This is a genomic window from Mammaliicoccus sp. C-M13 (assembly GCF_022386845.1).
GTDB classification, from domain to species: Bacteria; Bacillota; Bacilli; order Staphylococcales; family Staphylococcaceae; genus Mammaliicoccus; species Mammaliicoccus lentus.
Genome location: NZ_JAJNHQ010000010.1, coordinates 102,960 through 129,774, shown reverse-complemented (window position 1 = coordinate 129,774; position 26,815 = coordinate 102,960). Strand labels below are relative to the sequence as shown.

Sequence of the window (26,815 nt, the reverse complement as noted above, 5' to 3'; positions counted from 1 at the left end):
AGAGGGGGATGTAATTTTACTCGAAAGATTGTATATTGTATAAATTGAAGTAGCTGCCTCTAGCTTCCATTAACTCTCTATGCGAACCAACTTCTTCAATATTTCCATTTTGTATAACGACTATTTTATCTGCATGCGTAATTGTTGAAAGTCTGTGCGCAACAATTAAAGTCGTTCTTTCAGCGCTTAATATTTCAAGTGCATCTTGAATAATTTTTTCACTTTCTAAATCTAACGCACTTGTCGCTTCATCTAGAATCAGTACAGGTGGGTTATTTAAGAATATTCTCGCAATAGATACACGTTGTTTTTGTCCACCTGAAAGTTTAACACCACGTTCTCCTACTTCTGTTTCATATCCATTAGGCAATGACATAATAAAGTCGTGAGCATTAGCTTTTTTACTTGCTTCAATGACTTCATCTTCAGTCGCGTCTGGTTTACCTAATAATATATTTTCTTTAATTGAATCCGAGAATAAAATATTATCTTGTTCAACCATGCCTACTTGATGACGTAAGCTCTCTGTTGTGAAATCTTTAACGTTATGTTCATCTATCATAATTCTACCTTCTGTTACATCATAAAATCTAGGTATCAAACTAATTAATGTAGATTTACCGCCGCCACTCATGCCCACAAATGCGACTGTTTCACCTTTATTAATATTTAAATTAATTTGATGTAACACATCATCGTCATATTCATTATATTTAAATGAAACATTTTCAAATTCAATATCACCATTCGTAATTTTAATGGGTTCGGCGTCTTCTGTATTTTTAACATCGTATTTTTCATCAAATAAATGAAAAACTCTGTCCATAGAAGCAATACTTTGAGTTAACGTTGTTGATGAAGAAACTAGTCTACGTAACGGTCCATAAAGTTGTTCTAAGTAAGCAACAAATGCTGCTAAAGTCCCTACTGTTAATTGTCCATTTATAACTAAAAATCCTCCGATACCTACTACTAACAATGGCCCTAAATCTGTTACTGTATTGATGACAGCAAATGATTTAGCGTTCCATAATGTATGTTCAGTAGCTTTCGTTAGAAAATTACGGTTACGTTCGTCAAATCTTTTTTCTTCATTTTTTTCAATAGCAAAACTTTTAATCACAGACATTCCAGAAACTCGCTCATGTAGAAAACCTTGAAGCTCAGCTAAACTTTGTGATCTTTTTCTAGTTAGCCTTCTTAACTTTCCGAAGAAGTAATAAATACTAAAGATGAATAGTGGAAAAATTGCAATTGCTGCAAAAGTTAATTTAATATCTAAAACAAACATAATACTTAATGCTATAACAATTGTTACTAAGTCTAGCCAAACATTCATAAGCCCCGTTAATATAAAATCTTTTGTCTGTTCAACGTCATTAATAACACGTGAAATTACTTCACCCGCTTTGTTGTTCGCATAAAATCTTGAACTCAAAGCCTGTAAATGTGTATATAATTTTTTACGAATATCATACAAAATCTTGTTAGATGTCCATTGCGCTAGATATTGTCTAAAGTACTCTATTGGTGGTCTTAAAACTATAAATATAAATCCCATAATTAATAGTGCATAAGTTAACTTTTCAGTTTTTTGCCCAATTGATAGTGCACCATTATTTATTACATCATCAATAACGAATTTTATTAATAATGGTAATAATAAAGGAATCCCAAATTTTAAAATCCCAATGATAATCGTACCTACAATATGCCAAGTATATGGCTTTACAAATTGTAAATACCTTTTGATCATTTTTGTTCCCCCATTCATAATATCAAAACGAAACAGCCTAGCAGATCGCTAGGCTGTATAATTTTTTCATTCTCCTGGATAATGTCTATCAATAGAATGAAATCTTTCTTGCCAAACTTTAATAAAGTCAGGCGCAAATGGTCCTTTTTTCCTTTCAATCCATTGTTGTAGAATATCAACATTTCTTCGTAGAATTGTATCAATATCTTTTGGATAATTCATTTGTTTCATATGCTGACGATATTCATCTTCATCTAAGAGATGATATTTCCCACTTGGGTACACTTTTATATCTAAATCGTAATCAATATATTTAATTGCTTCTTCATCACAAACAAATGGTGAAGAAAGATTACAATAATAATAAACACCGTCATCGCGGAACATACAAATGACATTAAACCAATATTCAGCATGGAAATAAACAATCGCAGGTTCTCTTGTAACCCAAGTTCGTCCGTCACTTTCTGTTACGAGTGTACGATTGTTTCCACCGATAATGACATGACTCGTACCTTTAAGAATTGTTGTTTCAGACCATACACGATGTATATTACCATCATGTTTATAACTTTGAACCTTAATTACTTGGCCTTCTTTTGGTATGGATTCTTTGACCATGTTCCACACCACCTTTTAAATATTTACCAAGCTATTATATCATACTTCAATAAATAATCTAAAATAATGTTTTAGTTAAAGTAATTGGTTCATTTGCGTGAAAATTTTAGTCATTGACGTAGAAAATGACAAAGTATCTTTTTCGTTTTTGTTCATCCACTTATAAGGTGGTTTAATATTTTCTTTTTGCATGTATGCCTTATATACTTTCATATTCCAAGTCATATGCGTAAATACATGTTTAGTTTGTATAACAGGTTCATTCTCTATCGTAATGACAGCATCAAGTTCATCTTCAATAGCATCAATACTTGTGTCTTGTTCAAACATTGGAAATTCCCACATACCATTTAATAATTTAGTATCTCTTTTACGTATAAGGATTTGACCTTCTCGGTTCGTAATATAAAGTACGTCATAATCAATTGTTTTTTTCTTAATTTTCTTTTTCTTAACTGGTAATTCTAAAACAACACCTTCTGCAAATGCTTCACAGTGCTTTTGAACTGGACATAATATACATATAGGCTTTTTAGGTGTACAGATTGTAGCGCCTAGTTCCATCATCGCTTGGTTAAAATCACCAGACTTTGTTTCTACGAATGGTTGCAATTCTTTTTCAAACAATTTTTTTGTTTTAGGTTGCGCAATATCAGCATCGTTACAAGTTAACCTACTCCAAACTCTCAATACATTTCCATCCACTGCCGGCAATGGATGATTATGTACGATACTCATAACAGCAGCATTAGTGTATGGACCTACCCCTTTAAGGGATTGAAAGCTTTCTGGATCATCAGGTACTTTCCCATTATATTTGTTGTGGACTTCTTTGACCGCTTCATGAAAATTTCTAACCCGTGAATAATAACCTAAACCTTCCCAATATTTAAGGACATCTTCTTCATTTGTAGTACTTAATGCTTCAATTGTAGGGAAACGTTCTATAAAAGCATTATAATATGGTCTTACAGTATTAACTTGAGTTTGTTGCAACATCACTTCACTTAACCAAATGTAATATGGATTTTTAGTTTCTCTCCAAGGCATTTGTCTTTGATTTTCATCAAACCATTTAAGTAAATCGTGCTTAAATTCATTTATTTCTAACATTTTGACACTACTTTCTGGTTAATTGCTTTAAGATTTCTATACTTATGCTATATAATATATATCATATACCTTAAAGTAAAGAGGTGAAATTTATGGATACTGGAACACATGTCGTTATGGGTGTAGCCTTAACTGGCCTTGCAACGTTAGATCCAAACGTAACACCAACGTTTGCAGCAGTTGCAACTGGTATTATGGTTGGCTCTCAAATTCCTGATATAGATACAGTATTAAAGTTTAAAAATAATGCTATTTATGTAAAAAACCATAGAGGAATCACACATTCTATTCCTTTTACATTATTATGGCCACTTATTTTATCATTTTTAATATTTGTTATATTTCCAAGCGTTAATTTATTACACATTTGGTTATGGACACAGCTTGCTGTATTCTTTCATGTTTTTGTAGATATTTTTAATTCTTATGGTACACAAGCACTCCGGCCAATTTCTAACAAATGGATACAATTAAGTATTATAAATACCTTCGACCCTATCATATTCATTACGCATTTGATTGCTATACTTTTTTGGACATTAGGATTGAATGCGGGTGTTGCATTCGGCACACTATACCTTGCACTGGCATTTTATTATGCGATACGATTCATATTACAAGATGCTATCAAGAAACAAGCTTTAAAACAAATCCAACAAGAGCATAATCCAGTGAAAATTTTCGTAGCTCCAACCATTCGTTTTATGGAATGGCGCATTGCTATACAAACTGAAACGCACGATTATGTTGGACGAAGCTACGGTCGTAACGTTTCATTTAATGATGTCTTCAAAAGACAAGCTTTCCCTAACGACCATATTATGGAACATGCTAAATTCGACAAAAATCTCAGAGCATTTTTAAACTTCAGTTCAATATATAGATGGGAAGTTACTAGAGTAGATCAACATACGACAGAATTAAGGTTCATCGATTTAAGATATTTAAAAAATGGCCATTATCCATTCGTTGCGATACTACTACTAGATGACGATATGAAAGTCACAAGTTCATATATCGGTTGGGTCTTTACAGAAGAAAAATTAATGAAAAAATTAGAAGTATAATTAATATATGACACGAGAAAGTTCAGCATATAAAAAATCCCCTTTCAAAGTTTTCAACGTTTAAGTTGCATACTTTGAAAGGGGGTTTTTCTTCAGTTTAATCTTTAAAATATTTTACTTTATCTGCTCTATTAACATTTATCCAAGCTAAATACACAATACCTAATTCAAAATAAAATAATATGTGATAAGGTAAATTGGTTACAGAAGCATTCCCTAAAATCATTGTCTGTTGGAAACCATTAATAATATAAAATAATGGATTTAACTTGAGTACATTTACCCAAACAGCATACATATTATTCGGGACATATAAAACTGGCACGATGAATAATAATATGATTAATAAACCAAATACAATAAATCTCGTTTTATAGAAATATTTTCCCAGCAAACCAATGATGGATGCTAATGGAACAAGTAAAATATATGCCATTACTAAATAATAGAAAAATCCTAAATGATTAATATCTATTATTTCAGACATGTTTGTAGATACCATACCTGTAATTGTAATAATTATAAGAAACATTAACATTGCTAAAAATACTTGGGCAGATGTCCCAACATAATAAGGAACAGATAACCTATTGTATAATGCCCCTTGCTTTCTTACAGTTTTCTCAGCGTGAAATAACGATAAAAATATCCATATATAAGCAAAAAATCCTACAAGTCTAAAGAATGAAGTTGATCGTTGTATATCTATTGTATCTCGTATCAACAGTTGTCCAAATGTTAAAATAAGCAATAATAACATTATACCAAACGCCGATAAATAGTACTTGTAATGATAACGAACTTCAAAGAAGCAATATTTGATCATATGTGGAAAATGCTTGATGTGTTGTTCAAATAATTCGTTCATATTAACCTCCTATAATCGAATAAAGATCCATTTGTTTGCTTTCAAGTCTGCTACCATATACCCGTCTCTTGATTTAACGACCCAATTATCACTAGAAATATTATATTTTTTGATGAGTTTTTCTTTATTTTTAATATCAAATGTAAAGCCAATTAATTTATTGTCGCTGTCAAAAATCATATGGACTTTTTGACCTTCCATTTGCTCATTAAATCTATTTTCATTTTCTGGTCTGATAGTCTCAGATACTTGTTTATGGCTTTTATGCATAAAACTATTATAAAAATCAATATAATTTAAATAATTATCATCCACATAATCTTCTAATTCAGACCAATTTTTTTCTTCGTATAAGCCTGCTGGATTAAAGAAGTATAAATTATTTTTATTTGTTGTATAAGCTTGACTATCTATTTCTAGTCTATATTTAGATTCATTTTCACCAGTGACATCTAGGAAACTATATTGAGGAAGTTTATAATTTTTATCTTTAGATGATGATTGTACTTCTGTATCTTCTTTTAATGATAATATATATGCTGATTTGTCTATGTATTCAGGCTTACTGTTCGTAGCAATAACTTGTTTAGTTGTATCTTCTTTATTAGAACTTAAATTTCCTACATCCAAGAACATGAATAATGCTGCTAACGATGCGCCAATAAGAAAAGTCGTACCGTAAAATAACATTTTTTCTATAGATTTAGGTATTTTACCGTATTGATATTTGCGCATTCTTTTATAACCTTCACCTTGTGCAACTGGTAACTCTTGCTGTGATATTCTCCATTTCAAATCATATAACGACTTTTGTTCTTTGTCATAAAGTTGATTATACTTTTTATAATAATCTCTATAGTGATTTAAAACTTCTTTCACTGTACCTTCTTTTCTAACTTGACCGTATGTTAACCAAATTAAATAGTTGCTCATTTTCTCTATAGAATGAACATGATCATCTATCAATACTGCAGCTCTATCATTTTCTTTCTGTTCTGTTAAAAAATCATGAAATTTTTGTTGAAATGATTCATTTAAATATTGAATGATGTTTGTAAAAATCGCTACAGTAGGTTTCATATAATTACTAATACCAATAAGTAATTGAGCATACTCACTTTGGGTAATTTCTTGGCATGTAGAAGTACCTTTATCTTTTAGCTCTGCAAAATCTAAAATCTCATCTTGTAACTTAGATATGTTTTTAGCACTAACCTTTGATAAACTTAGCGTTCTTATAATCAATTCATTTAAAGTTTGAAAATCATTTTCTTTATGCGAAACATCAGCAAGAAATGTTTGTTCGTTATTGGTTACTTTACCTATGTTGGGCGATATTTCCTTTGTCATTAATCTGCTGATTAATTCTTTACCTGATTCATCATCGCCTATTATGCCAAGTACTTCACCACGATATAGATGTACCGTCACATTCTTCAAAATAATTTCTCTATCTAAACGATTTAATTTGAACAAAGATATAATTTTATTCTGTTTTTTAGTTTTGTAATAATATTTTGTTGCATTAACAACTCTTACTAATATTTGCTGTGTCATACTGCACCACCATTATAGTTGTAGAAGACTAACTGGAATGCCTTCTTCAATTTTTGAACCTTTTAATCTGAAGCCCCACGCAAACACACCATTAATTCTTTCAACTTTAAAGTAACTGCGCGTCTCACCTATTAGTCCATAAACCTTTCCTGTTTCTATCTTAGATGTATCAACAAGATAAGCTTCTGCAATTAAAGCTTTTCTTTTATAAACTTCGTATTCATTTAGAATACCCATCGCTTCAGCTTTTCTCATTTTTTCTCTATAATCCGCTATTACTGTGTTTAATTCGTATTCTGTCATTTCTACAAATTTTTTATCTTCACTCATCTACAATACCACTTTCTCTTAATTTGTCATTAATCATATCAAATGTATAGCCTTTTCTCGCTAATGCTTGAACGACATGAGTTTTTAGTTCATATCCATTATATTTCTTTTGATATTTATTATATACCTTTTCTAAATCTTTCATCAAAATATTTTCAACATCGTCAGAAGTTGGTTCTATATTTAAATCTGTTAAATGCTCGTTAATAAGCGAAAAAGCATATCCTCTTTGTTGTAGCGTTTGTACGATAGATTGTTTTAACCTATTTGGTGGCTGTTTCTTTTTACTCATAATTTTATTTGCAATATTTATAATTCTATCATCAGACATTTCTTCTTCAAATTTTGATTTATATTTTAATATTAAATCATTTGATAGTCCTTTTTCTTTAGCTACTCTTTCAAAATGATCTGGACCTTTATCAGTTGTTTTTAAAATTGTATTTTTCAAACTTTCAATATAATCTTCGTGATTAATATAGCGATTGTTTTTACAGTAATCAATTACATCTTTAACTAAATCGTAACTGTACTCTTTGTCCGTTAAATATTGTTCTACTTCTAGTTCCGTTCTTTTTTTATGGGATAGATATATAATTGCTTGATTTAAAGCTTGTCTATATTGATCATAGTCTTTAATTTTTTGAAGTTGTTCTTTCGTAACTTCCATATCTTTTCTTAAATTAAAATATATATAAGTAGCTTGATCAATACCCATCTCAAATTCGTTGTTAATAAATAAATTTAGCCGTTCTTTGTTTTTCTTTTGTACTTCTAATTTAGTGATTTTCAGCAAATTGAATCCCTCCACATTTATATATAGAATACAATAAAACACACTGAGTTTAAAAGTTTAATCACTTAACCCAGTGTGCTTTGTTATTGGTTTAATTCATTTATAGCTTGTGTATATTGACTATCTGTAATATATTTTTGTTGTTTCATTTTCTCTAATGTTGATTTAATCCTTGTTACATAACTATCACTAATGTTATTAATATCGAAATTTGATGGCGCATTAACAACGCTTGCTAAAATTGCACTTTGTAATACTGTAACTTGTGGTAAATAAGGATTATTTTTATCTACTGTAGCGCCAAAATAATAATTAGCCGCTTCTTCTATAGTATAATTGTTTCCTCCGAAATATATATTATTAACATAAAAACTTAGTATATCATTTTTATCATAAGTATCTTCTACTCGCTTAGCTACAAACATTTCTTTTACTTTACGCGTCATTTGAGTTTCGTTCGTATAAAAATAATTTTTGACGACTTGTTGTGTTATCGTACTACCACCTTGTGTCAATTCACCATTTTTTAATGATACTACTAAAGCTCTTGATACACCTCTTAAGTCTATACCCTCATGATCATAGTACCGTTTATCTTCTACGGCAACGAATGCATTTTTCGTATAATCAGGCATATCTTCAACTTGAACATAAGATGGTTTATCTTCTATTTTTGTTAATTCATCTACGTCCGATGTTCTTGACCACATATACATAACTGCGATATAGAACGCGATAACAAATATGATTAATATAGCTAAAAATCCAAATAATTTGGACACTTTTTTTCTTTTTCTAGGTTGTATAGGTTCTTGATAGTAGTGTTGATATCTTCTATATTGAACTTCTTCTTCAGAATTTGTTTGAGAAATATCATTTTTCTTATTTTTAAATAGCCCCATCTTTGCGCTCCCTCATTCGTATTTCTTTTATTATTATATCTTGTAATAAGTATTTTAAACACTGGTTTTTACTTAAAAACAAGAAAATCAGTCCGGAGACTTACTTTTACGTATTACTTTTAGCGTATTTGGGTATATATATTAGTATATGAAAACAAGGAGGAATAATGAATGGCAAAAATAAAAGCAAATGCAGCACTTGTACAAGTTTTAAAAAATTGGCAGATTGACCATGTGTATGGAATACCTGGTGATTCAATAGATAAAGTTGTTGATGCTCTTAAAACAGAAGAAGAAGCGATTAAATTTTATCATGTGAGACATGAAGAAGTCGCTGCACTTTCCGCTAGTAGTTATGCTAAGCTAACTGGAAAAATAGCAGTAGCTCTAAGTATAGGCGGACCAGGAGCAATCCATCTATTAAATGGTATGTATGATGCCAAAATGGACAACGTGCCTATGCTTGTATTAGCTGGTCAAACAGACTCAGACAAATTGGGAACAAAATTTTTCCAAGAGGTTGATTTACCAGCATTATTCGAAGATGTTGCCGTTTATAATAAACAAATTGAATCAGCGGAAAACATCCACGAAACAGTTAACGAAGCAATTAAAACAGCATACGCTAAAAAAGGTGTTGCTGTACTTACAATTCCAAGTGATATATTAAGTGGAAAAATAGAAGATAAAGTTCCAAGAGAAACTTATGAATTTCAAAATTCAGTTAAATATGCTGAAGAAAGTGAAGTTCGAAAAGCAGCTGAATTAATTAATAATAGTGAAAAACCTGTTGTATTAACGGGTGTTGGAGCTAAAGATGCAAAAGATGAACTACTCGATTTCATCGATCACATTGATGCGCCGGGTGTAATCACATTACCAGCAAAAGGTATCATCCCTGATAAACACCCTAATTTCATGGGTAATTTAGGTAAAATTGGTACAAAACCAGCTTTCGAAGCTACTAAAGACGCAGACTTATTAATTTTAGTCGGTACTAACTATCCTTATGTAGATTATTTACCTGATAAAGATATACCATGTATTCAAATCGACATTAAACCATCAGTTATTGGCAATCGTTTTAATGTAGATGTTGGTTTAGTTGGCGATACTAAAAATGTACTAGATTCATTAACTAAAGAAGCTAAAAAAGTAAATGACCGTAAATTCCTTAAAGCATGTCAAGAAAATATGAGAACATGGAATAAATGGCTTGAAGAAGATAGAACAGACGATAGCATGCCAATTAGACCTGAAAGATTAATGGCAGAAATTGAAAAAATAGCTACCAAAGATACTGTTTATTCAGTAGATGTTGGTACTTCTACAGTTTGGAGTACACGTTATTTACAGCTAGACCATAATAATCAATTTATTACTTCATCATGGTTAGGTACAATGGGCTGTGCTTTACCAGGAGCAATCGCTAGTAAAATAGCAAATCCTGATAAACAAGCAATCGCAATTACCGGTGACGGTGGTTTATCTATGGTTATGCATGACTTTGTAACAGCCGTACTATACAAACTACCAATCATTGTTGTCGTATTAAATAACCAAGAGCTTTCCTTCATTAAATATGAACAACAGGCAGCTGGTGAATTAGAATACGCTATCGATTTAGGAGATATAGACTTCGCTAGATTTGCTGATAGTTGTGGTGGTATCGGTTATAACGTTTCAGATGTAGAAGATATTGCACCAACATTAGAAAAAGCAAAACGAGCAGATAAACCAGTAATCGTTAATGTAAGAGTAGATCCAGATGCTGCCCCACTACCAGGAAAAATCGTTTGGGATGAAGCACGAGGCTATGCGAAATTCGAAATTAGAACAGCGTTAGAAGAAAACAGATTAGAAAAAATGCCACCATTAAAAACATTAATTAGAAGATTCTTCTAAATTAATAGTCTAATTAGAAGAGCTTAGGACATAAATCCTAACTCAAAATAAATAGCATCTCATTTCACTGATTTATTCAGTTAGAAATGAGATGCTATTTTTATATAATCTTCGATTTTATTTGTGCATGCTTAAGGTATGAGTCTTTGACCCAATGTCATATACCTTTTGTTATATTGGCAGTAGTTGACTGGACGGGCTTGTTTATACTTTCTTGCACGTTAGACAGACATTTCTTATAAATTTCATGTGTATTTTATATAAATTAACCTAATTTATACCGCTAACGTGCTTGTTTTATAACTCTTGCTCGTTAGAAATTGTAACGGGCTTGTTTATTTTTTCTTGCACGTTAGACAGACGTTTCTTATAAATATCATGTGAAATTCATATTAATTAACCTAATTTATACCGCTAACGTGCTTGTTTTATAAGTCTTGCTCGTTAGAAATTGTAACGGGTTTGTTTATTTTTTCTTGCACGTTAGCCATCATTTCCTTTTAAGATTTACCACATAAAAAACCACCCACCGTAATGGTGAGTGGCAATTAAAGCATTTATTGAAGCAATGCAAGTGATTCACGGTTAAAGTCTTCTAAGTCATCTGGTGTACGACTTGTGACGATGCCATTGTCAACGACTACAGATTCGTCAACGACTTTTGCACCTGCATTTTGTAAATCTTTACGAACTGATAAGAAACTTGTTAAAGTTCTACCATTTAATAAATCAGTATCAATTAATAATTGAGGTCCATGACAAATTGCGAATGAAGGTTTCTCTTCTTGTACGAAATGTTTTACGAATTCTCCAAAACGTCCTTTTTCATCTCCACGTAATAAATCAGGAGAAAAGCCACCAGGAATCAAGACTGCATCATAGTCTGCTGCATTTGCTTCATCTATACCAACGTCTACTTTAACTTTTTCGCCTTTTTTACCAGTGATTTCTTTACCTTTTTCTTCACCTACAACAACAACTTCGTGTCCTGCATCTGTTAATGCTTTTTGTGGGCTTGTTAATTCAACGTCTTCAAATAAGTCAGTTACAACTGCTGCTACTTTCTTACTCATAATATCAATCTCTTCCTTTCATAATGTGTCTACTCTCTGTATACCACATATCTGAAATTATAAACTTATTTCAAGTTTATTTTATGATAGGAAGACACCGTATTAGTCTTGCATAGCTTGAACTTTTTTCTCTAATTCATCTAATAATGCAATCCATTCATCCACATCAGAAACTTCCATATCTTCTGGATTCATTGCTTCAATTTCATCTAAAAAATCATATAATCTTTGTTTAATATCAGTCAAAGACGTCTTTTGGGTCATATTGATACTCCTTTTAATGTTTTTAATAATATTATTATGAATGATTACAAGTATAAAAACAATGATAATCCAGTATTGACATTCATTCCTACATAAATAACCAAAGCTAAAGGCCCATCACAGAGCGAAATAAGCATTTGACAAAAAGCTTGAAGAGATGGAAAATAAAAAATCGAGAGAGTAAACAAAAGTTTATTTTATTCAAAGTTAACGATAGTGCTATAAAATGAATGATATTAAACAGGTATCATTCAAGATGAAAGGATTTTATAAATGGCAATACATAGTGGTTTAAAGAAGAAAAAAATAACAATTAATAACGACCCTTGGGAAGCTTATAATGACATAGATGAACATGGCTCACTTCAATTAAGTAATATTGAATTTACAACTACGACTTTATGTAATATGAGATGTGCGCATTGTGCAGTTGGCTACACTTTACAATTGAGAGACCCTGATACTTTACCGATGGATTTAATTTTAAAAAGATTAGACGAAGTTCCTCATCTAAAAACAATCTCTATTACTGGCGGAGAGCCAATGTTTAGTAAAAAGTCTATTAGAGAAACAGTGGTACCTCTTTTAAAATATGCATATGATAGAGGCATTTATACTCAGATGAATTCTAACTTAACACTGCCTTTAGATCGTTATTTAGAAATTGCTGAATACATAGATGTGATGCATATTTCTCACAACTGGGGTACGATTGATGAATTCAGTGAAGTCGGCTTCCACGTAATGGACAAGAAACCACCTTTAAAGGCACGCTATAAACTTTACGAACAAATGATTCAAAACTCAGCTACTTTGTCAGAACAAGGCGTGTTTGTATCAGCTGAAACAATGTTAAACCGTAACACTAAACCTTATTTGAAAAAGATTCATAATGAGATTGTACATGATATGAAATGTAGCCGACATGAAATACACCCGATGTACCCATCAGATTTTGCTAGTCAGTTAAACATCATGACATTAGATGAAATGAAGGAAACTATACATGATATTTTAGACTTTAGAGATAAAGATACTTGGATGTTATTTGGCACATTACCATTTTACCCATGCTTCTTAAATGAATCGGATCAGTACTTGTTAAATCGTTTGAATCAAGCTGAAAATGTCACTTTACGAAATGACCCTGATGGTCGAAGTAGATTGAATGTTAGTGTATTTTCTGGAGATGTTATCGTTACAGATTTCGGTGATGAAACTGGATCAATCGCAAATATTAAACAAGATAAATTAGAAGATGTTTACCAAACATGGATGAATTCGTCACTAGCAAAATCTTTAAATTGTCATTGTCCAAAAGTTAAATGTTTAGGTCCTAACTTACTTGTAAAAGATATGTATTATAAAGATGTAGACTTTAAGGCAAATGAGCATAGAATGAATCACTTATAAAAAGATTTCCTAATCCTAGCTTGTTTTAGATTTATCGGACCGTATTTTACATTTGCGGTTCGATATTTTTTATTTATCGACCTGTATTTTGCGTTTGCGGTTCGATGTTTTTTATTTATCGGACCGTATTTTACATTCCATATACTTCTTACATAAAATCCTCATCTCTGATTTTTCATTACAACATAGTTAAAAGAAAGATTTTTACATGATTTGCAATAAATATAAGAAAAACAGTAGAAATTCAATATTAAAATTGAATTTCTACTGTTTTTGGATTTTCAGGACATTTATGACCAAGCCTAACTTTATTAAATATATAGTTTTGTCGACATAAATTCTAACGTTCTCTTGCTTTCGTCTCTTCTTTCGTGTCTTAAATTCACACGATCTTTAGCTGTTTCGTAAAACCACTTTTCATCTTCTGTTTCTGGATAAATAGCTGGTACTTTAACTTTTTTACCATTTTCGTCTAGTGCAACAAATGTTAAAAAGCTATATGCAGCTAAGTGTTTATTTTGGTTAATATTATCTTCACTGACAACTTTCACGCAAATTTCCATAGAAGAAGTGCCAGCATATGTAACGAATGAAACTAAAGAAAGTACTTCTCCAGTTCTAATCGGTTGAATAAAATCTACAGAATCAATAGATGCTGTAACTACTGAATTTCCACTATGTCTCATCGCTGCAATAGCAGCTATTTCATCGATTTCTGCAATTAATTTACCACCGAACATAGTATTATGATGATTTGTATCTTCAGGAAAAATCTGAATAGATTTAACGCTTCTTGATTCTGTCATGCCTTTACTTTCTTTCATTATTACATCCCCCTATTAAAAACTATGTAATTTAAAAATCTTGATATATTTAATACAGTTCTCTACTACCTATATAATATTTTAGGCTGAGACATAAATAATGTCTCAGCCTCATTAAAATTGATTAATGATAATGTTCTTCGTCATCGAAAACTTTCTTTTCTAGTGCTTCTTCTGCTGTATCAATACGTACTGATTCTTTGCCATCGAATGTTTTCGATAAATATAACATGATTGCTCCACCGAATGTAAAGATAGAGAAAACAAAAGCAATCATTACTGCCCATTCCATAGGTGTACTCATGATAACCCCTCCTTAGAATAACAAACTTTACAATTTTATTTATCTTTATTATACATGATGTTTTAGCAATTGGCTATGTTTTAAAATGCCCAGTTACCATCTCTAAAGACTGGTTCTCTCTCACCATTTTCTAAAATACCATCGATTGATAAATCTTTACTACCTATCATAAAGTCAACATGTGTCATAGAGTCATTTAAGCCATTTTCAGCTAGTTTTTCTTCTGTCATATTTTTACCATCTTCAATACAGAATGCATAAGCTGAACCAAGAGCAATGTGGCATGAGGCATTTTCATCAAATAATGTATTATAGAATAAAGCATTCATGTTAGATATCGGTGAATCTACTGGTACAAGTGCTACTTCACCTAATCTTTTAGCACCTTCATCTGTTTCTAAAATACCTTTTAATATTTCTTCACCTACACCAGCTTTATAATCAACAACTTCTCCGTCTTTAAAAGTAATCGTGAAATCATCGATGATATTACCGGAATGGCTCAATGGTAAAGTGTTTTTAACAGTTCCATTTACACCATTTTTATGCGGTGCAGTAAATACTTCTTCAGTTGGCATATTAGCAACAAATGAATTACCTTTAGAGTTTACTGAACTAGCACCGCTCCAATATTGAAGTTTCGGTAATTCAATTGTTAAATCTGTGCCTTCAGATTTATAATGCAACGCTTTATACTTTTTATTATTTAAGTATTCAGCCTTCTCATGTAATGTCTTATCATGCTCTTCCCAAGCTTTAACCGGATCTTCTTGGTCAACACGTACTGTTTTTAATATTGTTTCTAATAGTTTATCAAACGCTTCTTGATCATCTAAATCTGGGTACATCATTTTTGCCCATCCAACAGAAGGATAAGCAGCGACGCACCAGCTTACTTTATCACTTTGAATAGCTACCATATAATCTTTAAATGCTTTACCACTTGCTGCCATAGCTTTATTAATTTTCTTCGGATCAGCATCTTTTAGGCTATCAGGACTTGAAGATATAAGCGATAAGAAAGCTGCTTTTCTATCTAAGTAATCTAATCTTTCATCAACTACATATTGTTTAATTTCACTAAAGAATTCTTCTGGTTCATATTTATATTTCAATTGTTGTAATCGATCATCTTTATATTTAACTTGTACGTCTTCTGCGCCAACTTTATAAGCTTCTTCAACTAACAAGTGAACGAATGAACTTGATTCAATAGATGCTTGAATATAGACAGGTTCCCCTTTTTGTACATTCAAACCGACTTTGACTAATAATTCTGCATACTTTTGTAAGTCTTTCTCATATCCCATATTGATAACCACCCTCTGCTATTTTCTTAATTCACCTAATGCTTGAGTAATTGCACTCATCTCACTTGCTGAAATGTTTTTTCTAGACATAACCATAGTATGAATATCTTTTAATTCCTCTTTCTTTTCTTCTGGAATTGCGTCTTTATTTAACACACTCGTGTTTACTAGACGTAATTTTTCTTTTAAATCATCTACCATTTGTTCAATTGTTTCTGTCATTTGTTATCATCCTTTCAGAATAAGTTTAGCAAAAAGTACATATAATTAAAATAGTGAAACTATACATTAACTTTACAATATATATTAAGATTATATACAATAAAATCAAGTAATTTAATAGGAGTGATATAAGATGGCAGTTCAAGAGATACTTTCATGGACACTATTTGAAAAAATAGACATTCCAAATGAAATTAATCAATATCTCGCTAATGGTGAAGAAGCTTATAGTGCTTTCAAAACATTTAGAGATACGGCAGTCTTTACTAATAAACGAATTATAATTCGTGATCTACAAGGTATAAGTGGCAAAAAAATCGAAACTTATTCCATACCATACAGTATAGTTTTAATGTGGTCTACAGAAAACGCAGGTAAATTTTTAGACTTAAACGGAGAAATAACCTTGTGGACTAAAGCTGGCCAATTTAAAATTAAAATCGGAAAAAATCTTGATATTATGCCATTCGAAAAGTTACTATCAAACGCTTTATTGTAGATTATTTGTGTTTACAATATCACATTAATGGGAATGAATGTAATTAGTTAAATTTTAAATAATAAATGATGCCTATGTAAACAAATTTTATGCATTTATATGATATGATATGTAGGTCGAAGATATTTATTTAGATTAATATATTGAAAGGGGAAAACATTATGCAAAACAAATTAGTTCCTGCAATTTTGATTGGTGGCGCTATCGGTGCAGCAATTGCATTAGCAGATAAAAACACACGTCAATCATTATCAAATCAAGTACAAAATATTAAAGAAGGTAACACTTCTAGAGAGCCTTCTAAATTCGATCAAATTAAAGACGAAGTTTTATATTGGAAAGATGTAATAGAAGAAATTCGTCGTAAAAACCCAGAGTTAGAACAATCTATTATGGATGCGAAAGACACATTCATTGAGAAGAAAAATAACAGACAAATCTCAGGTCCAAATCATTCATAAATTTTAAAAGACTAGGCTTCTTTAAGCGACCTAGTCTTTTTTAACATTAAATATAATTAGGAGAATTTTTATGGCAAAAGATAAATCTAGCTCAAAGTTTTTAGAACAAGCTAAACACTTTAAAGATGAACAAAAAAAGTCTATAAAAAAAGAAAACTATATTCAACCTCAAGTGTTTGAATCTAAAACACCAAAAAAAGATAATCAAATATTTTTTGTATCAAAAATAAATAAGCCGGCAAAATACACTAAAAATGGTAATATTTTAACTACGTTATTATATAGAATTAGTAAAGATAATGCTACAGGTTTAGCTGCACAGCTATCTTACTACTTCTTATTAGCATTATTCCCTACACTTATCTTTATATTAACATTGATTCCGTTGTTCCAAATTAGTCCAGATACAATTACGAACATGATTTCGGAAAATGCTCCTGGCGATACAGCTAAACTGATTACCGGTATAATTGATGACGTCATGCAGAACGCTAGTGGCGGCCTATTCTCATTCGGTTTAATTGCGGCGCTTTGGTCCGCATCAAACGGAATGACAGCTTTAATGAACGCATTTAATGTTGCATATGATGTCGAAGACGGCCGTAACGCAATCGTATTAAAAATAATGAGTGTGTTCTTCACAATCATTATGGTTGTTGTATTTGGTTTAGCAATTGCATTACCAATATTTGGACAACAACTTGGTAATCTATTATTTGGTCCACTTGGTTTAGAATCTGAATTACGTTGGATCTTTAGTTTAATTAAATTTGTGTTACCACTAATCGTGACATTTATAGTATTTATGACGCTTTACGCTTTAGCTCCAAATATTAAAATTAAATTACTTTCAGTAATTCCTGGTGCTGCCTTTACTACAATTGTATGGTTAGGCTCAAGTGCCCTATTTGGACTATATGTTAATAACTTTGCTAACTACTCAAAAACATATGGTAGTATCGGAGGTATTATCGTGTTAATGTTATGGTTATTCTTAACAGGATTAATCATTATCATTGGAGCAGAAATAAATGCTGTTTTACATCAAAAGAAAATGCTTAAACATGGGCCACCAGAACAGCAAACTTTTGATAATATAGCAGAAAATGGTGAGATGACGAATGCCTCTATTGAATGATATTTTAAAATTCAATCAGACCTTTGTGGCAAACAAAGAATATGAGAACTTTATTACTACAAAAACGCCTAACGCAAAAGCAGTTATATTAACTTGTATGGATACACGGCTTACCGAACTATCAACAAAAGCATTAGGCTTTAAAAACGGTGATGTTAAAGTCGTTAAAAATGCAGGTGCTACTATATCGCATCCATATGGATCAACAATGCGAAGTTTATTAGTGGCAATATACGCTCTTGGCGCAGAAGAAATTATTATAATGGGTCATAAAGATTGTGGAATGGGTAACCTTGATGTAGGTTCAGTAATTGAAACTATGAAAAGTCGTGGTGTTACTCAAGATACATTAAATACGATTCAACACTCTGGCATTGACATTCAACGATTTTTAAGAGGATTTGACGATGTAATACAGAACATTGAATCGAACATACAAAAAATTTATAATCATCCATTATTCGACCAATCAATTCCAATACATGGATTAGTCATTGATCCACATGACGGGTCATTGGAACTTATACAAAACGGTTATGACGCTATTAAATAGCACTTTAACTTGTAAAATACTATTAGAGATTTAAATATCAATCACATAGTCAAAATAATGCTGCTACTTCGTTGAATTTTAGTCAACCGAGTAGCAGCATTTATTTATATATGATTTTGTATGTGTGTACTTATTTTTAATTTATCAAATTGTGTTGAAAAGCGTAAATAACAGCTTGTGTTCTATCTTGTACTTCTAATTTACTCAAAATATTACTTACATGTGTTTTTACAGTTTTAATCGTAATATGTGAAGCACTAGCAATTTCTTGATTAGAATAGCCTTTTGCAATTAATAATAGTATTTCCATTTCGCGATCTGTGAGCATCTCAAATAATTCAGCTTTTTGATTCATACGGTTACGCATTTTAACTAATACTTCCGCTTCAAATACTGATTCTTTATTATAAGTTTTACGAATAGCATTAGCGATATCATCTGCTGAAGTTGTCTTTAAAATATAACTATCAACTCCTGCATCTAAAGCTTGATATACTTCATTGTCATCTATAAAACTTGTTAACATCACAATTTTAACGCTTGGCTGGTGTTGCTTAATATATTGAGTTGCTTCGATACCGTTCATATCATCCATCACTAAATCCATTAATATGATATCTGGTTTCAGTTCTTCTGCTTTCTCGATTCCTTCTCTACCAGAAGCAGCTTCACCCACTACTGAGATATCTTCTTGTGTTGATAAATAACTTGATATACCTATTCTTACCATTTCGTGATCATCAACGAATAATACTCTAATTGTCATACTCTTCCTCCTTATTATTCGGTACCTTCACTTCTATTCTCGTTCCTGAATTAGGCATAGAAATAATATTAAGTGTTGCGCCAATTTCAAGTGCACGTTCATTCATAGTATTTAAACCATAGCTTTGAGGATCTCTTTTAGATGTGTCAAAGCCTACGCCATCATCTTGTAATCTTAAAATAACGTAATCGCTTGTTTCGATTAATTCTATTGATAACTTCGTACCTTTAGAGTGACGTAATGTATTTGAAATTGCTTCTTGCGTTATTCTAAACAAGTGGTCTTCAGTACCTTTAGCAATTTCTATATCCTCTATATCATAAACAACTTTCATAGGTATTTTTTGTTTTAAATCGACGACTAAATCTTTAATACCTTCACCTAATGATTTGTTTTTTAAACCTAATGGTCTTAAATGGAGTAACAATGCTCTCATTTCAAGTTGTGAATCTTGAATCATCTTTTCTAATAAATTAACTTGTTTTGCTAAAGGATCGGTTAATTCAGTAGATTTAATAGCAGATAACATCATGCTCGCAGCAAATAATTGTTGGCTGACAGAATCATGTAGTTCTCTAGCTAATCTTTGTCTTTCGTCTTCTATAATTTTCTTTACAACAGAATCTTGCATTTGGTAAGATTCATTAATAATTTGTTGAGATTTCAACCTTAATGTATAAAGCTCTTCATGTAACGGGATTAAAGTTTGATAAATTTCTAACGTTTCTTTGTGTAAATCTATTTCATGATTATTAACGCCCAACACTTCACCTTGAAAAGAACGTTCTAATTGTTCTTTAATCCAATGGTGTTGCTGATTAATCTTATAAGCTACTGCTGAACCTATGATAATACAAAGAAATATAACAACAATATTAACGAATAAAAAGGCAGGTATACCCATTATTTGTGTATAAAACAAACCTTGAAAATAAATAATGTTAATAAATATTCGATCTAAGAAAAACAATACAACTACAATTGAATAAACAAGTATTAACATTGAACCAATGATACGTGAATAGTTATTCATCGGAAAATCACCTCAACATCTCCCATAAATGTTGAGTAAAATATATTCACTTTAAATGTATTTTTGTGACTATTAACGTTGTAGTGTACAGTTTCATTTTTAACTCTGTAAACTTCGTCATTTAAATATAATCTACCAAAAAGAGCTGTAACATGTACATTAACTTGGTAATTATATGGTACGATAACTTGAGTTTTACCTATAAGTTGCCTTACAACTATTACATTGTTTTCGGATAAATTGGCAGCTAAAGATAAATCTAATTCTACATCTCCTACAGCTTGTTGAATTTGGATATCATCCCATTTATATATGTAGTGAGGTGTTTTTTGAGGTAAGAACCAACGTTGTTTAATGAAAGACTCATTTATGTTTTCGTTAGCTGTCGTTTCGACATGCTCGACTTTCAAAGGTTTTTTCCTGTATATGATATAGCGAATCACTAAAAATATTAAAAATAAAAATAAAATCATAAGCATATACGGGTTTGAAAGTAACGCATAAATTAACAAGATAGCCCCTATCCAAAATAAAATTAGACCTCTTAATTTATGGAAGTATAAATAGCCTACATAAATAAAAATCATGCCCGTTATTACAACAAGCAGTAATCCTATTTTTTCAAAGAAGATATAGTAAATATTCGATAATAAAATTAAAATTGTTAATACAATTAATAATTCTGTCGATATAAATTTATTCTTCAATCTACCACTCCTATTTTAGAGAAGCGAATTCATTTGTGTGAGCATTGACCGCTCAGCTACAGCATGTGCAATTTGATCTAAAGTACGTTTTATCGTTTCTTCAATCTTTGCTGAATCACTTTCTAACATATTGATTTGTTTTTGTAACCATACTAAATCATGGTCTTCTAATTTTTTGGCATACGTAATTTTAAAGTCTTCTATTTTGTCCATATACTTATTGTCTAATTCTAAAGTATACTTTTCAATTAGTTCAAATAAGTTTTGACGCTTTTGTTCTAAATATAAAATATATTCTTCCATTGCTTTTATTTTAACATCTAATTGCTTTGCACATGTATCTAAACTTTCATAATAAGAAACAAGAATAAGTTGCTTTAATTGATTTGAAACAACATTAAACATAGAATCACCTATTTCTTTCAGATTAACCTCTATTATAAAATGTTATTAAAAATCTCGAAATGGACCTAGGAACCAACTTTCTATAGGTCCTTAGTCTTAGAAAAGAAAGTATATAGAATGAATTAGGCTGAGACATTGATCAATGTCTCAGCCTCTGTTTTTAGTCTTCTAATTTCGTTAATAATAATGGTCCATCTTTAGTAACAACTATAGTATGTTCTATTTGAGCGACAAAACTTTTATCTTTCGTCTCAAATGCCCATTCATTTTTACCATCGCCAACAATTGTAGCGTTTGATGAAATAAACGGTTCAACTGCTAACACCATTCCTTCTTTTAGCAATTGCTTTTCTAAAGGATCAAAATAGTTCATAACATGTTGTGGTGAGTCATGTAGTGAACGACCAACACCATGGCCAGTTAAGTTTTTAATTACTTTCAAGCCATTCTTTCTTGCTGTAGAATTTACAGCTCTACCAATTTGAGATAATTTAGTGCCTGGTTTAATCTTTTTCATTGCTTCTTCAAAAGCCATTGCTGCAACATCTACTACAAGTTGTTTTTTAGGATCATCTGCTTCTCCTACAACGAAAGAAATACCTGTGTCAGCATAGTATCCATTCTTTCTTGCTGAAACATCTATATTAACTAAATCACCTTCATTGATTACACGGTTACCAGGAATACCATGCGCAACTTCTTCATTTACACTTATACATGTATAACCAGGAAAATCATATTCTGCGATAGGAGCAGATTCTGCTTCTAATTCCTCAAATCTTTCCTTCGCTATGTTATCCAACTCTTTAGTTGTAATTCCGGGTTTCGTTGCTTCTTTCAATTCATCACGAATTATTGCACAGATTCTGCCTATTTCTTTAAGGCCTTCAAGTTCTTCATTGTTTTGAATAATCATTTAAATCCCGTTCTTTCTTTTAAATTTTTTTGTCGTCTTTATTATATCAGAAAATACATGGTATACTATAAAAAAATGATTTCGGAGTTTTGTATATGAAAGAAAATTGGTTAATCAGATTTATAGGTGCAAGAATTATCAAAACAGGTTTAGCTACATTTTTAACTGCACTAATATGTATGGTTTTGAATTTAAATCCCATTTTTGCGGTTATAACATCAATTGTCACAATAGAACCTACAGCAAAAGCATCTTTAAAAAAAGCTTTTGTCCGCTTCCCAGCTTCTATATTAGGCGCATTTATAGCAGTAATCAGTACATATTTCTTCGGTGAGTCGCCATTAAGTTATTCTTTGGCTGCTACAGTAACTATATTTGTATGTTACCAACTTAAACTTATAGATGGTATGCTAGTAGCTGCTATTACAGCGGTTGCAATGGTGCCTGTTATCCATGATGCTTTTGTATATAACTTTATATCTCGTTTAGCAACAACGACAATCGGGTTAACAACAGCAGGTTTAGTAAACTTCATCATATTACCACCAAAATATATTACACAAATTGAAAACATAAATAAAAATATGGAACGTCGTATTTTAGAAATTTACATAAACAGATTAAAAGAATTACTCATCGGAGAATATGAATCCAATATATCAATGAAACAAATGACTTCATTGCAACAGTCAGCAACAAAAATAGAACAATTGATTAAATATCAAAAAGAAGAATATGATTATCACCGTACGAAAAAAGAATCTAAAGCATATATTAGAAAAGTAGAAATGGCCTATCACACAAATAGATTATTGAATTCTCATTTATTAAATCTCATTTATTTACCTGAAGAAACATTCATAACGTTTACTGAAAATGAAAGAAGAGCAATTTCTAATTTAATCATTTCTTATAAAGATTTATTAAATCATAAAGAATTTAAAAAGCAGAAAAAAGCCGCATCTATCCTTAAAAACAGCGTTAAAGGCCTCGATGAATTTGATGAAAACCAAATAAAAAGCCATATCATATACGAAATCTTAATGATAAACCGAATTATAAACGATCGTTTTTCTAATATAACGAAAAAGGGTTAAAGTAATAAAACAAAAGTCTGGGACATTGATAATGTCCCAGACTTTTGTTTTTATATTATTTTTCTTTTAACAACCTATTTATAATAGCTCGTTTTGCTGCTTCTTCAACTGAATTATCTAATTCTTCTGGACTGAATTCAATCCCTTTTCTTTCACAAGCTTTTTTCAATAAATAATCAGTAATTTCATGATTTTTTGGTAATATTGGTCCATGTAAATACGTACCTATTAAGTTTTTATAATGTATACCTTCTTTTTTATCTGTATCATTATTTCCGTACCCATTTATAACTTTACCAAGTGATGGATATTCATGATATGTACGACCACCATGATTCTCAAAACCAACAATTTGACCAAATGTTTCAGACTCCATAACAATATCTCCAGTAAGCCTTTGTTTTTTAGATTCAGTATATATGTCTAAAATATTTAAGCCTTCAAGTCTCGTACCGTCTGGCGTTACATATTCAGAACCTAAAAATTGATAACCACCACAAATCGTTAATGTTGGCAAGCCGTCTTCGATTGCGTCTTTTAGTTGTGTTTTAATTTTCTTAAGTTGTTCAGTAGCAAGACTTTGTTCTCTGTCACTGCCTCCTCCAATAAAGAAAATATCACAATCATCCAAACTCAAACCTTCTGTATCTATAATATCTACGACTTCTACTTTAATATTGCGCCATTTAGCTCGTTGCTTTAAAGCAATAATATTACCGATATCTCCGTAAAGATTTAATTTATCTGGCATAAAATGAAATATTTTTATCGCTGACATTATACTTCCTCCTTAAACGCTCTATTTAGTACACGATGCATCGGAGATAGTGAAGTATAGTTAGGTATAGCAACAGTAAATTGAGGATACTCCATTGACATTCCAGTCGCTTTTTCAATAGACTTTTCAATGATAATGTCTGCATCTACTTCTGCATATTTTAATCTAAGTGCTAGTTCTTCAGCTCTTTGTCCCGTACATATAACTGCTTTTATATTTTGGCGTGATAACTTTTCAAAGTCCGCATCGTAAATCCAAGAAATATCTCTACCATCAGCTCCATTATCATTTAAACTGATAATGTATACTTTCTCCGAATCTATTTGTTCACCTACTGATAGACTAGCATTTAAACCAGCTGGATTTTTAGCTAAGTTAATTAATACTTCTTTATGACGATTTTTGTAATATTGCATACGGCCATTATCAGACGTATAAGATTCAAACCCGGCATTAATACTCTTATCGTTCAACCCTAATTCCCTTAAAACTGTATATGCAGCAACAACATTAAACACGTTGTAGTCTCCAGCTATTTTCATATCAAAAATAGTACCATTTATACCTGCATCTATAAATGGCTCTTGTTTAAAGGAGGAAACTTCATATTTAGGTTTTTCACGTTTAAATCCACAAACACAATCATAATGACCAATTTGATTGTAATGAACATGTTTGTAATTTAATAATCGACCACAATTCGGGCAATATTTACTTTCAACCATCGTACTTTGTTCAAATTCATGAATGCCCGCTTTCATGCCGTAGTATATAACTTCATCACTAGCAATTTTTAATCTACTTACGAATGGATCATCAGCATTTAATAATAGTTTAATACCCCTACCTTTAATTGTATTAGCTATATTATCGACCATTGTATCAATCTCGCCAAATCTATCCATCTGGTCTCTAAAGAAGTTTGTTACGACCATCATCGTTGGTGTCATTTCTTTCAATACTCTTGGTATTGAACCTTCATCAATTTCGATAATAGCAATTTTAGTATCTTTATTAGACTGAATAACAAAGCTTGAAGTAATACCCGCTGCCATATTGGCACCTTCATTATTATGTATTATATTTATATTATTTTTCTTTAAAGTATGGCCAATTAAATTGGAAGTAGTCGTCTTACCATTTGTTCCACTTATCATTACAATTTCATCAACATCATTTGCTAACTTTCTTAATATAAGTGGATCTATCTTACGAGCGACTTGTCCCGGAAGGTCGGTACCTTGTTTTCCCATTTTTCTACTTGCAAACCTAGCAAGTTTAGCCATATTTTTCGCAACATACTTCTTCATACGTTACCTCCTTATTCTGTCATATTATTATAACACGTTCAAAAGCTTTTAAAAAAGACTTTCACTAAGTTAAAACATTGGTATACCCTTACAAATAATGTATAATAAATATATAAACAAGTTTATTATAGAAGGGAAGATTTTAAATGTTATCTAAAAATATACTAGACGCTTTAAACAATCAATTAAATCACGAGTTTTATGCAGCACACGCATATATGGCTATGGCAGCATATTGTGCGGATAAGAGTTATGACGGTTTTGCAAACTTCTATATTCAACAAGCTAAAGAAGAACGTTTTCACGGTATGAAAATTTATAATTATATAAATGACCGTGGTGAAAAAGCTATCTTTACATCATTAGAAGCTCCAAAGACTGAATTTAATTCATTATTAGAAACATTTAAAGATGGCCTTGAACAAGAAAGAGATGTAACACGTCGCTTCTATAACTTATCGGAAATCGCTAAAAATGAAAATGACTTTGCGACTATTTCGTTCTTAAATTGGTTCTTAGATGAACAAGTTGAAGAAGAATCAATGTTTGAAACACACATTGACTACTTAGAAAGAATCCAAGAAGATAATAACGCACTATTTATATATGAAAAAGAATTAGCTGCTCGTCAATTTGATGAAGATGGTGAATGATTCTTAAAATAAGTAAAGGTCTAGGACATAAATGTCCTAGACCTTTTTATATTGCAATTTTAAAGTTGAACGTTGCACGTGAATCTCGTCTTGCAACATTCGCCCTCCCCGCCATCTTTATTTTTATCATTTCGAACAATTTTATTTACATTTTCATTATATATCCATATAATG

The 26,815-nt window shown here is 31.1% G+C and carries 30 protein-coding genes; 9 read left to right on the top strand and 21 right to left on the bottom strand.

Annotation, left to right across the window (positions count from 1 at the left end; translation table 11 throughout):
• Nucleotides 1–16 precede the first annotated feature (16 nt).
• The 3 genes from LQ615_RS09545 to mutY all read right to left on the bottom strand — a co-directional run bounded on the left by LQ615_RS09545 (nt 17) and on the right by mutY (nt 3,490).
• Nucleotides 17–1,756, bottom strand: a complete 1,740-nt coding sequence (locus LQ615_RS09545; RefSeq protein ID WP_239704117.1) for an ABC transporter ATP-binding protein — start codon at nt 1,754–1,756, stop codon at nt 17–19.
• 66 nt (nt 1,757–1,822) lie between these two features.
• Nucleotides 1,823–2,377 (bottom strand): nucleoside tri-diphosphate phosphatase, encoded by a 555-nt coding sequence (gene ntdP / locus LQ615_RS09540; RefSeq protein ID WP_017000491.1) that lies wholly within the window; start codon nt 2,375–2,377, stop codon nt 1,823–1,825.
• A 75-nt stretch (nt 2,378–2,452) separates the two neighbouring features.
• The gene (gene mutY, locus LQ615_RS09535) at nt 2,453–3,490 is read right to left on the bottom strand and encodes an A/G-specific adenine glycosylase (RefSeq protein ID WP_218688162.1); all 1,038 of its coding nucleotides are present in this window, start codon (nt 3,488–3,490) and stop codon (nt 2,453–2,455) included.
• A gap of 92 nt (nt 3,491–3,582) precedes the next feature.
• On the opposite strand from mutY, the gene LQ615_RS09530 reads away from it, so the two are divergent.
• Nucleotides 3,583–4,557 carry a metal-dependent hydrolase gene (locus LQ615_RS09530; RefSeq protein WP_017000489.1) on the top strand — a complete coding sequence of 325 codons (975 nt, stop codon included), beginning with the start codon at nt 3,583–3,585 and terminating at the stop codon, nt 4,555–4,557.
• Between the two features lie 97 nt (nt 4,558–4,654).
• Here LQ615_RS09530 and LQ615_RS09525 read toward each other — a convergent pair whose 3' ends face one another.
• From LQ615_RS09525 to LQ615_RS09505, 5 genes are all read right to left on the bottom strand, one after another.
• Nucleotides 4,655–5,425 carry an ABC transporter permease gene (locus LQ615_RS09525; protein ID WP_017000488.1) on the bottom strand — a complete coding sequence of 257 codons (771 nt, stop codon included), beginning with the start codon at nt 5,423–5,425 and terminating at the stop codon, nt 4,655–4,657.
• Between the two features lie 9 nt (nt 5,426–5,434).
• On the bottom strand, nt 5,435–6,982 hold the full coding sequence (locus LQ615_RS09520) for an ABC transporter ATP-binding protein (RefSeq protein WP_017000487.1): 1,548 nt from the start codon (nt 6,980–6,982) through the stop codon (nt 5,435–5,437).
• 12 nt (nt 6,983–6,994) lie between these two features.
• Complete coding sequence (locus LQ615_RS09515; RefSeq protein ID WP_017000486.1) at nt 6,995–7,312, bottom strand: YfhH family protein; 318 nt, start codon at nt 7,310–7,312, stop codon at nt 6,995–6,997.
• Entirely contained in the window at nt 7,305–8,108 is an 804-nt protein-coding gene (gene recX / locus LQ615_RS09510) for a recombination regulator RecX (protein ID WP_017000485.1), read from the bottom strand. The genes LQ615_RS09515 and recX overlap by 8 nt, the downstream gene beginning before the upstream one ends.
• 83 nt (nt 8,109–8,191) lie before the next feature.
• Nucleotides 8,192–9,010: a glycosyltransferase gene (locus tag LQ615_RS09505; protein ID WP_218688160.1), complete on the bottom strand. Its 819-nt coding sequence runs from the start codon at nt 9,008–9,010 to the stop codon at nt 8,192–8,194.
• Between the two features lie 171 nt (nt 9,011–9,181).
• On the opposite strand from LQ615_RS09505, the gene LQ615_RS09500 reads away from it, so the two are divergent.
• Nucleotides 9,182–10,915 carry a pyruvate oxidase gene (locus tag LQ615_RS09500; RefSeq protein WP_070045777.1) on the top strand — a complete coding sequence of 578 codons (1,734 nt, stop codon included), beginning with the start codon at nt 9,182–9,184 and terminating at the stop codon, nt 10,913–10,915.
• Nucleotides 10,916–11,472: 557 nt separating this feature from the next.
• On the opposite strand, the gene LQ615_RS09495 is transcribed toward LQ615_RS09500, so the two are convergent.
• Together LQ615_RS09495 and LQ615_RS09490 are read right to left on the bottom strand one after the other, a co-directional pair.
• Nucleotides 11,473–11,988 (bottom strand): type 1 glutamine amidotransferase domain-containing protein, encoded by a 516-nt coding sequence (locus LQ615_RS09495; RefSeq protein WP_064204906.1) that lies wholly within the window; start codon nt 11,986–11,988, stop codon nt 11,473–11,475.
• 102 nt (nt 11,989–12,090) lie between these two features.
• Nucleotides 12,091–12,252, bottom strand: a complete 162-nt coding sequence (locus LQ615_RS09490) for an SE1561 family protein (protein ID WP_017001206.1) — start codon at nt 12,250–12,252, stop codon at nt 12,091–12,093.
• 273 nt (nt 12,253–12,525) lie between these two features.
• On the opposite strand from LQ615_RS09490, the gene yfkAB reads away from it, so the two are divergent.
• A complete protein-coding gene (gene yfkAB / locus LQ615_RS09485; protein ID WP_239704118.1) occupies nt 12,526–13,665 on the top strand; it encodes a radical SAM/CxCxxxxC motif protein YfkAB in 1,140 nt (379 codons plus the stop codon).
• A gap of 311 nt (nt 13,666–13,976) precedes the next feature.
• Here yfkAB and LQ615_RS09480 read toward each other — a convergent pair whose 3' ends face one another.
• From LQ615_RS09480 to LQ615_RS09465, 4 genes are all read right to left on the bottom strand, one after another.
• The gene (locus LQ615_RS09480) at nt 13,977–14,489 is read right to left on the bottom strand and encodes an acyl-CoA thioesterase (RefSeq protein WP_064204904.1); all 513 of its coding nucleotides are present in this window, start codon (nt 14,487–14,489) and stop codon (nt 13,977–13,979) included.
• Between the two features lie 124 nt (nt 14,490–14,613).
• On the bottom strand, nt 14,614–14,793 hold the full coding sequence (locus LQ615_RS09475) for a hypothetical protein (RefSeq protein WP_016999024.1): 180 nt from the start codon (nt 14,791–14,793) through the stop codon (nt 14,614–14,616).
• 80 nt (nt 14,794–14,873) lie between these two features.
• Nucleotides 14,874–16,103, bottom strand: a complete 1,230-nt coding sequence (locus tag LQ615_RS09470; RefSeq protein WP_239704119.1) for an aminopeptidase — start codon at nt 16,101–16,103, stop codon at nt 14,874–14,876.
• A gap of 18 nt (nt 16,104–16,121) precedes the next feature.
• A complete protein-coding gene (locus tag LQ615_RS09465; protein WP_016999026.1) occupies nt 16,122–16,325 on the bottom strand; it encodes a DUF1128 family protein in 204 nt (67 codons plus the stop codon).
• 133 nt (nt 16,326–16,458) lie between these two features.
• On the opposite strand from LQ615_RS09465, the gene LQ615_RS09460 reads away from it, so the two are divergent.
• From LQ615_RS09460 to LQ615_RS09445, 4 genes are all read left to right on the top strand, one after another.
• Nucleotides 16,459–16,824 carry a PH domain-containing protein gene (locus LQ615_RS09460; protein WP_064204901.1) on the top strand — a complete coding sequence of 122 codons (366 nt, stop codon included), beginning with the start codon at nt 16,459–16,461 and terminating at the stop codon, nt 16,822–16,824.
• Nucleotides 16,825–16,985: 161 nt separating this feature from the next.
• Nucleotides 16,986–17,285, top strand: a complete 300-nt coding sequence (locus LQ615_RS09455) for a hypothetical protein (RefSeq protein ID WP_016999028.1) — start codon at nt 16,986–16,988, stop codon at nt 17,283–17,285.
• A gap of 70 nt (nt 17,286–17,355) precedes the next feature.
• Nucleotides 17,356–18,423: a YihY/virulence factor BrkB family protein gene (locus tag LQ615_RS09450; protein WP_064204900.1), complete on the top strand. Its 1,068-nt coding sequence runs from the start codon at nt 17,356–17,358 to the stop codon at nt 18,421–18,423.
• Entirely contained in the window at nt 18,407–18,976 is a 570-nt protein-coding gene (locus LQ615_RS09445; RefSeq protein ID WP_016999031.1) for a beta-class carbonic anhydrase, read from the top strand. The genes LQ615_RS09450 and LQ615_RS09445 overlap by 17 nt, the downstream gene beginning before the upstream one ends.
• 136 nt (nt 18,977–19,112) lie before the next feature.
• Here the strand turns inward: LQ615_RS09445 and LQ615_RS09440 are convergent, their stop codons facing one another.
• The 5 genes from LQ615_RS09440 to map all read right to left on the bottom strand — a co-directional run bounded on the left by LQ615_RS09440 (nt 19,113) and on the right by map (nt 22,803).
• Entirely contained in the window at nt 19,113–19,742 is a 630-nt protein-coding gene (locus LQ615_RS09440; protein WP_016999032.1) for a response regulator transcription factor, read from the bottom strand.
• Entirely contained in the window at nt 19,732–20,775 is a 1,044-nt protein-coding gene (locus LQ615_RS09435; RefSeq protein ID WP_239704120.1) for a sensor histidine kinase, read from the bottom strand. The genes LQ615_RS09440 and LQ615_RS09435 overlap by 11 nt, the downstream gene beginning before the upstream one ends.
• Nucleotides 20,772–21,482, bottom strand: coding sequence for a cell wall-active antibiotics response protein LiaF (liaF, locus tag LQ615_RS09430; protein ID WP_016999034.1), 711 nt, complete (start codon nt 21,480–21,482; stop codon nt 20,772–20,774). Before liaF ends, LQ615_RS09435 begins: the two co-directional genes overlap by 4 nt.
• Before the next feature lie 15 nt (nt 21,483–21,497).
• Entirely contained in the window at nt 21,498–21,887 is a 390-nt protein-coding gene (locus tag LQ615_RS09425) for a hypothetical protein (RefSeq protein WP_016999035.1), read from the bottom strand.
• A gap of 160 nt (nt 21,888–22,047) precedes the next feature.
• The gene (gene map / locus LQ615_RS09420) at nt 22,048–22,803 is read right to left on the bottom strand and encodes a type I methionyl aminopeptidase (RefSeq protein ID WP_016999036.1); all 756 of its coding nucleotides are present in this window, start codon (nt 22,801–22,803) and stop codon (nt 22,048–22,050) included.
• A 95-nt stretch (nt 22,804–22,898) separates the two neighbouring features.
• Here map and LQ615_RS09415 point away from each other — a divergent pair, with 95 nt between their 5' ends.
• Nucleotides 22,899–23,900, top strand: coding sequence for an FUSC family protein (locus LQ615_RS09415; RefSeq protein ID WP_016999037.1), 1,002 nt, complete (start codon nt 22,899–22,901; stop codon nt 23,898–23,900).
• 55 nt (nt 23,901–23,955) lie between these two features.
• Here the strand turns inward: LQ615_RS09415 and gatD are convergent, their stop codons facing one another.
• Both gatD and murT read right to left on the bottom strand, forming a co-directional pair.
• Entirely contained in the window at nt 23,956–24,678 is a 723-nt protein-coding gene (gene gatD / locus LQ615_RS09410) for a lipid II isoglutaminyl synthase subunit GatD (protein WP_016999038.1), read from the bottom strand.
• Nucleotides 24,678–25,988 carry a lipid II isoglutaminyl synthase subunit MurT gene (gene murT, locus LQ615_RS09405; protein WP_103269089.1) on the bottom strand — a complete coding sequence of 437 codons (1,311 nt, stop codon included), beginning with the start codon at nt 25,986–25,988 and terminating at the stop codon, nt 24,678–24,680. Before murT ends, gatD begins: the two co-directional genes overlap by 1 nt.
• A 146-nt stretch (nt 25,989–26,134) precedes the next feature.
• Between murT and LQ615_RS09400 the strand changes: the two genes are divergently transcribed.
• Nucleotides 26,135–26,641 carry a ferritin gene (locus tag LQ615_RS09400; RefSeq protein WP_016999039.1) on the top strand — a complete coding sequence of 169 codons (507 nt, stop codon included), beginning with the start codon at nt 26,135–26,137 and terminating at the stop codon, nt 26,639–26,641.
• Nucleotides 26,642–26,815: the final 174 nt, after the last annotated feature.

Coding starts and splice junctions, on each gene's coding strand:
- LQ615_RS09545 (WP_239704117.1), bottom strand. CDS start 1,756: ATGATCAAAAGGTATTTACAATTTGTAAAGCCATATACTTGGCATATT.
- ntdP (WP_017000491.1), bottom strand. CDS start 2,377: ATGGTCAAAGAATCCATACCAAAAGAAGGCCAAGTAATTAAGGTTCAA.
- mutY (WP_218688162.1), bottom strand. CDS start 3,490: ATGTTAGAAATAAATGAATTTAAGCACGATTTACTTAAATGGTTTGAT.
- LQ615_RS09530 (WP_017000489.1), top strand. CDS start 3,583: ATGGATACTGGAACACATGTCGTTATGGGTGTAGCCTTAACTGGCCTT.
- LQ615_RS09525 (WP_017000488.1), bottom strand. CDS start 5,425: ATGAACGAATTATTTGAACAACACATCAAGCATTTTCCACATATGATC.
- LQ615_RS09520 (WP_017000487.1), bottom strand. CDS start 6,982: ATGACACAGCAAATATTAGTAAGAGTTGTTAATGCAACAAAATATTAT.
- LQ615_RS09515 (WP_017000486.1), bottom strand. CDS start 7,312: ATGAGTGAAGATAAAAAATTTGTAGAAATGACAGAATACGAATTAAAC.
- LQ615_RS09505 (WP_218688160.1), bottom strand. CDS start 9,010: ATGGGGCTATTTAAAAATAAGAAAAATGATATTTCTCAAACAAATTCT.
- LQ615_RS09500 (WP_070045777.1), top strand. CDS start 9,182: ATGGCAAAAATAAAAGCAAATGCAGCACTTGTACAAGTTTTAAAAAAT.
- LQ615_RS09495 (WP_064204906.1), bottom strand. CDS start 11,988: ATGAGTAAGAAAGTAGCAGCAGTTGTAACTGACTTATTTGAAGACGTT.
- LQ615_RS09490 (WP_017001206.1), bottom strand. CDS start 12,252: ATGACCCAAAAGACGTCTTTGACTGATATTAAACAAAGATTATATGAT.
- yfkAB (WP_239704118.1), top strand. CDS start 12,526: ATGGCAATACATAGTGGTTTAAAGAAGAAAAAAATAACAATTAATAAC.
- LQ615_RS09480 (WP_064204904.1), bottom strand. CDS start 14,489: ATGAAAGAAAGTAAAGGCATGACAGAATCAAGAAGCGTTAAATCTATT.
- LQ615_RS09475 (WP_016999024.1), bottom strand. CDS start 14,793: ATGAGTACACCTATGGAATGGGCAGTAATGATTGCTTTTGTTTTCTCT.
- LQ615_RS09470 (WP_239704119.1), bottom strand. CDS start 16,103: ATGGGATATGAGAAAGACTTACAAAAGTATGCAGAATTATTAGTCAAA.
- LQ615_RS09465 (WP_016999026.1), bottom strand. CDS start 16,325: ATGACAGAAACAATTGAACAAATGGTAGATGATTTAAAAGAAAAATTA.
- LQ615_RS09460 (WP_064204901.1), top strand. CDS start 16,459: ATGGCAGTTCAAGAGATACTTTCATGGACACTATTTGAAAAAATAGAC.
- LQ615_RS09455 (WP_016999028.1), top strand. CDS start 16,986: ATGCAAAACAAATTAGTTCCTGCAATTTTGATTGGTGGCGCTATCGGT.
- LQ615_RS09450 (WP_064204900.1), top strand. CDS start 17,356: ATGGCAAAAGATAAATCTAGCTCAAAGTTTTTAGAACAAGCTAAACAC.
- LQ615_RS09445 (WP_016999031.1), top strand. CDS start 18,407: ATGCCTCTATTGAATGATATTTTAAAATTCAATCAGACCTTTGTGGCA.
- LQ615_RS09440 (WP_016999032.1), bottom strand. CDS start 19,742: ATGACAATTAGAGTATTATTCGTTGATGATCACGAAATGGTAAGAATA.
- LQ615_RS09435 (WP_239704120.1), bottom strand. CDS start 20,775: ATGAATAACTATTCACGTATCATTGGTTCAATGTTAATACTTGTTTAT.
- LQ615_RS09425 (WP_016999035.1), bottom strand. CDS start 21,887: ATGTTTAATGTTGTTTCAAATCAATTAAAGCAACTTATTCTTGTTTCT.
- map (WP_016999036.1), bottom strand. CDS start 22,803: ATGATTATTCAAAACAATGAAGAACTTGAAGGCCTTAAAGAAATAGGC.
- LQ615_RS09415 (WP_016999037.1), top strand. CDS start 22,899: ATGAAAGAAAATTGGTTAATCAGATTTATAGGTGCAAGAATTATCAAA.
- gatD (WP_016999038.1), bottom strand. CDS start 24,678: ATGTCAGCGATAAAAATATTTCATTTTATGCCAGATAAATTAAATCTT.
- murT (WP_103269089.1), bottom strand. CDS start 25,988: ATGAAGAAGTATGTTGCGAAAAATATGGCTAAACTTGCTAGGTTTGCA.
- LQ615_RS09400 (WP_016999039.1), top strand. CDS start 26,135: ATGTTATCTAAAAATATACTAGACGCTTTAAACAATCAATTAAATCAC.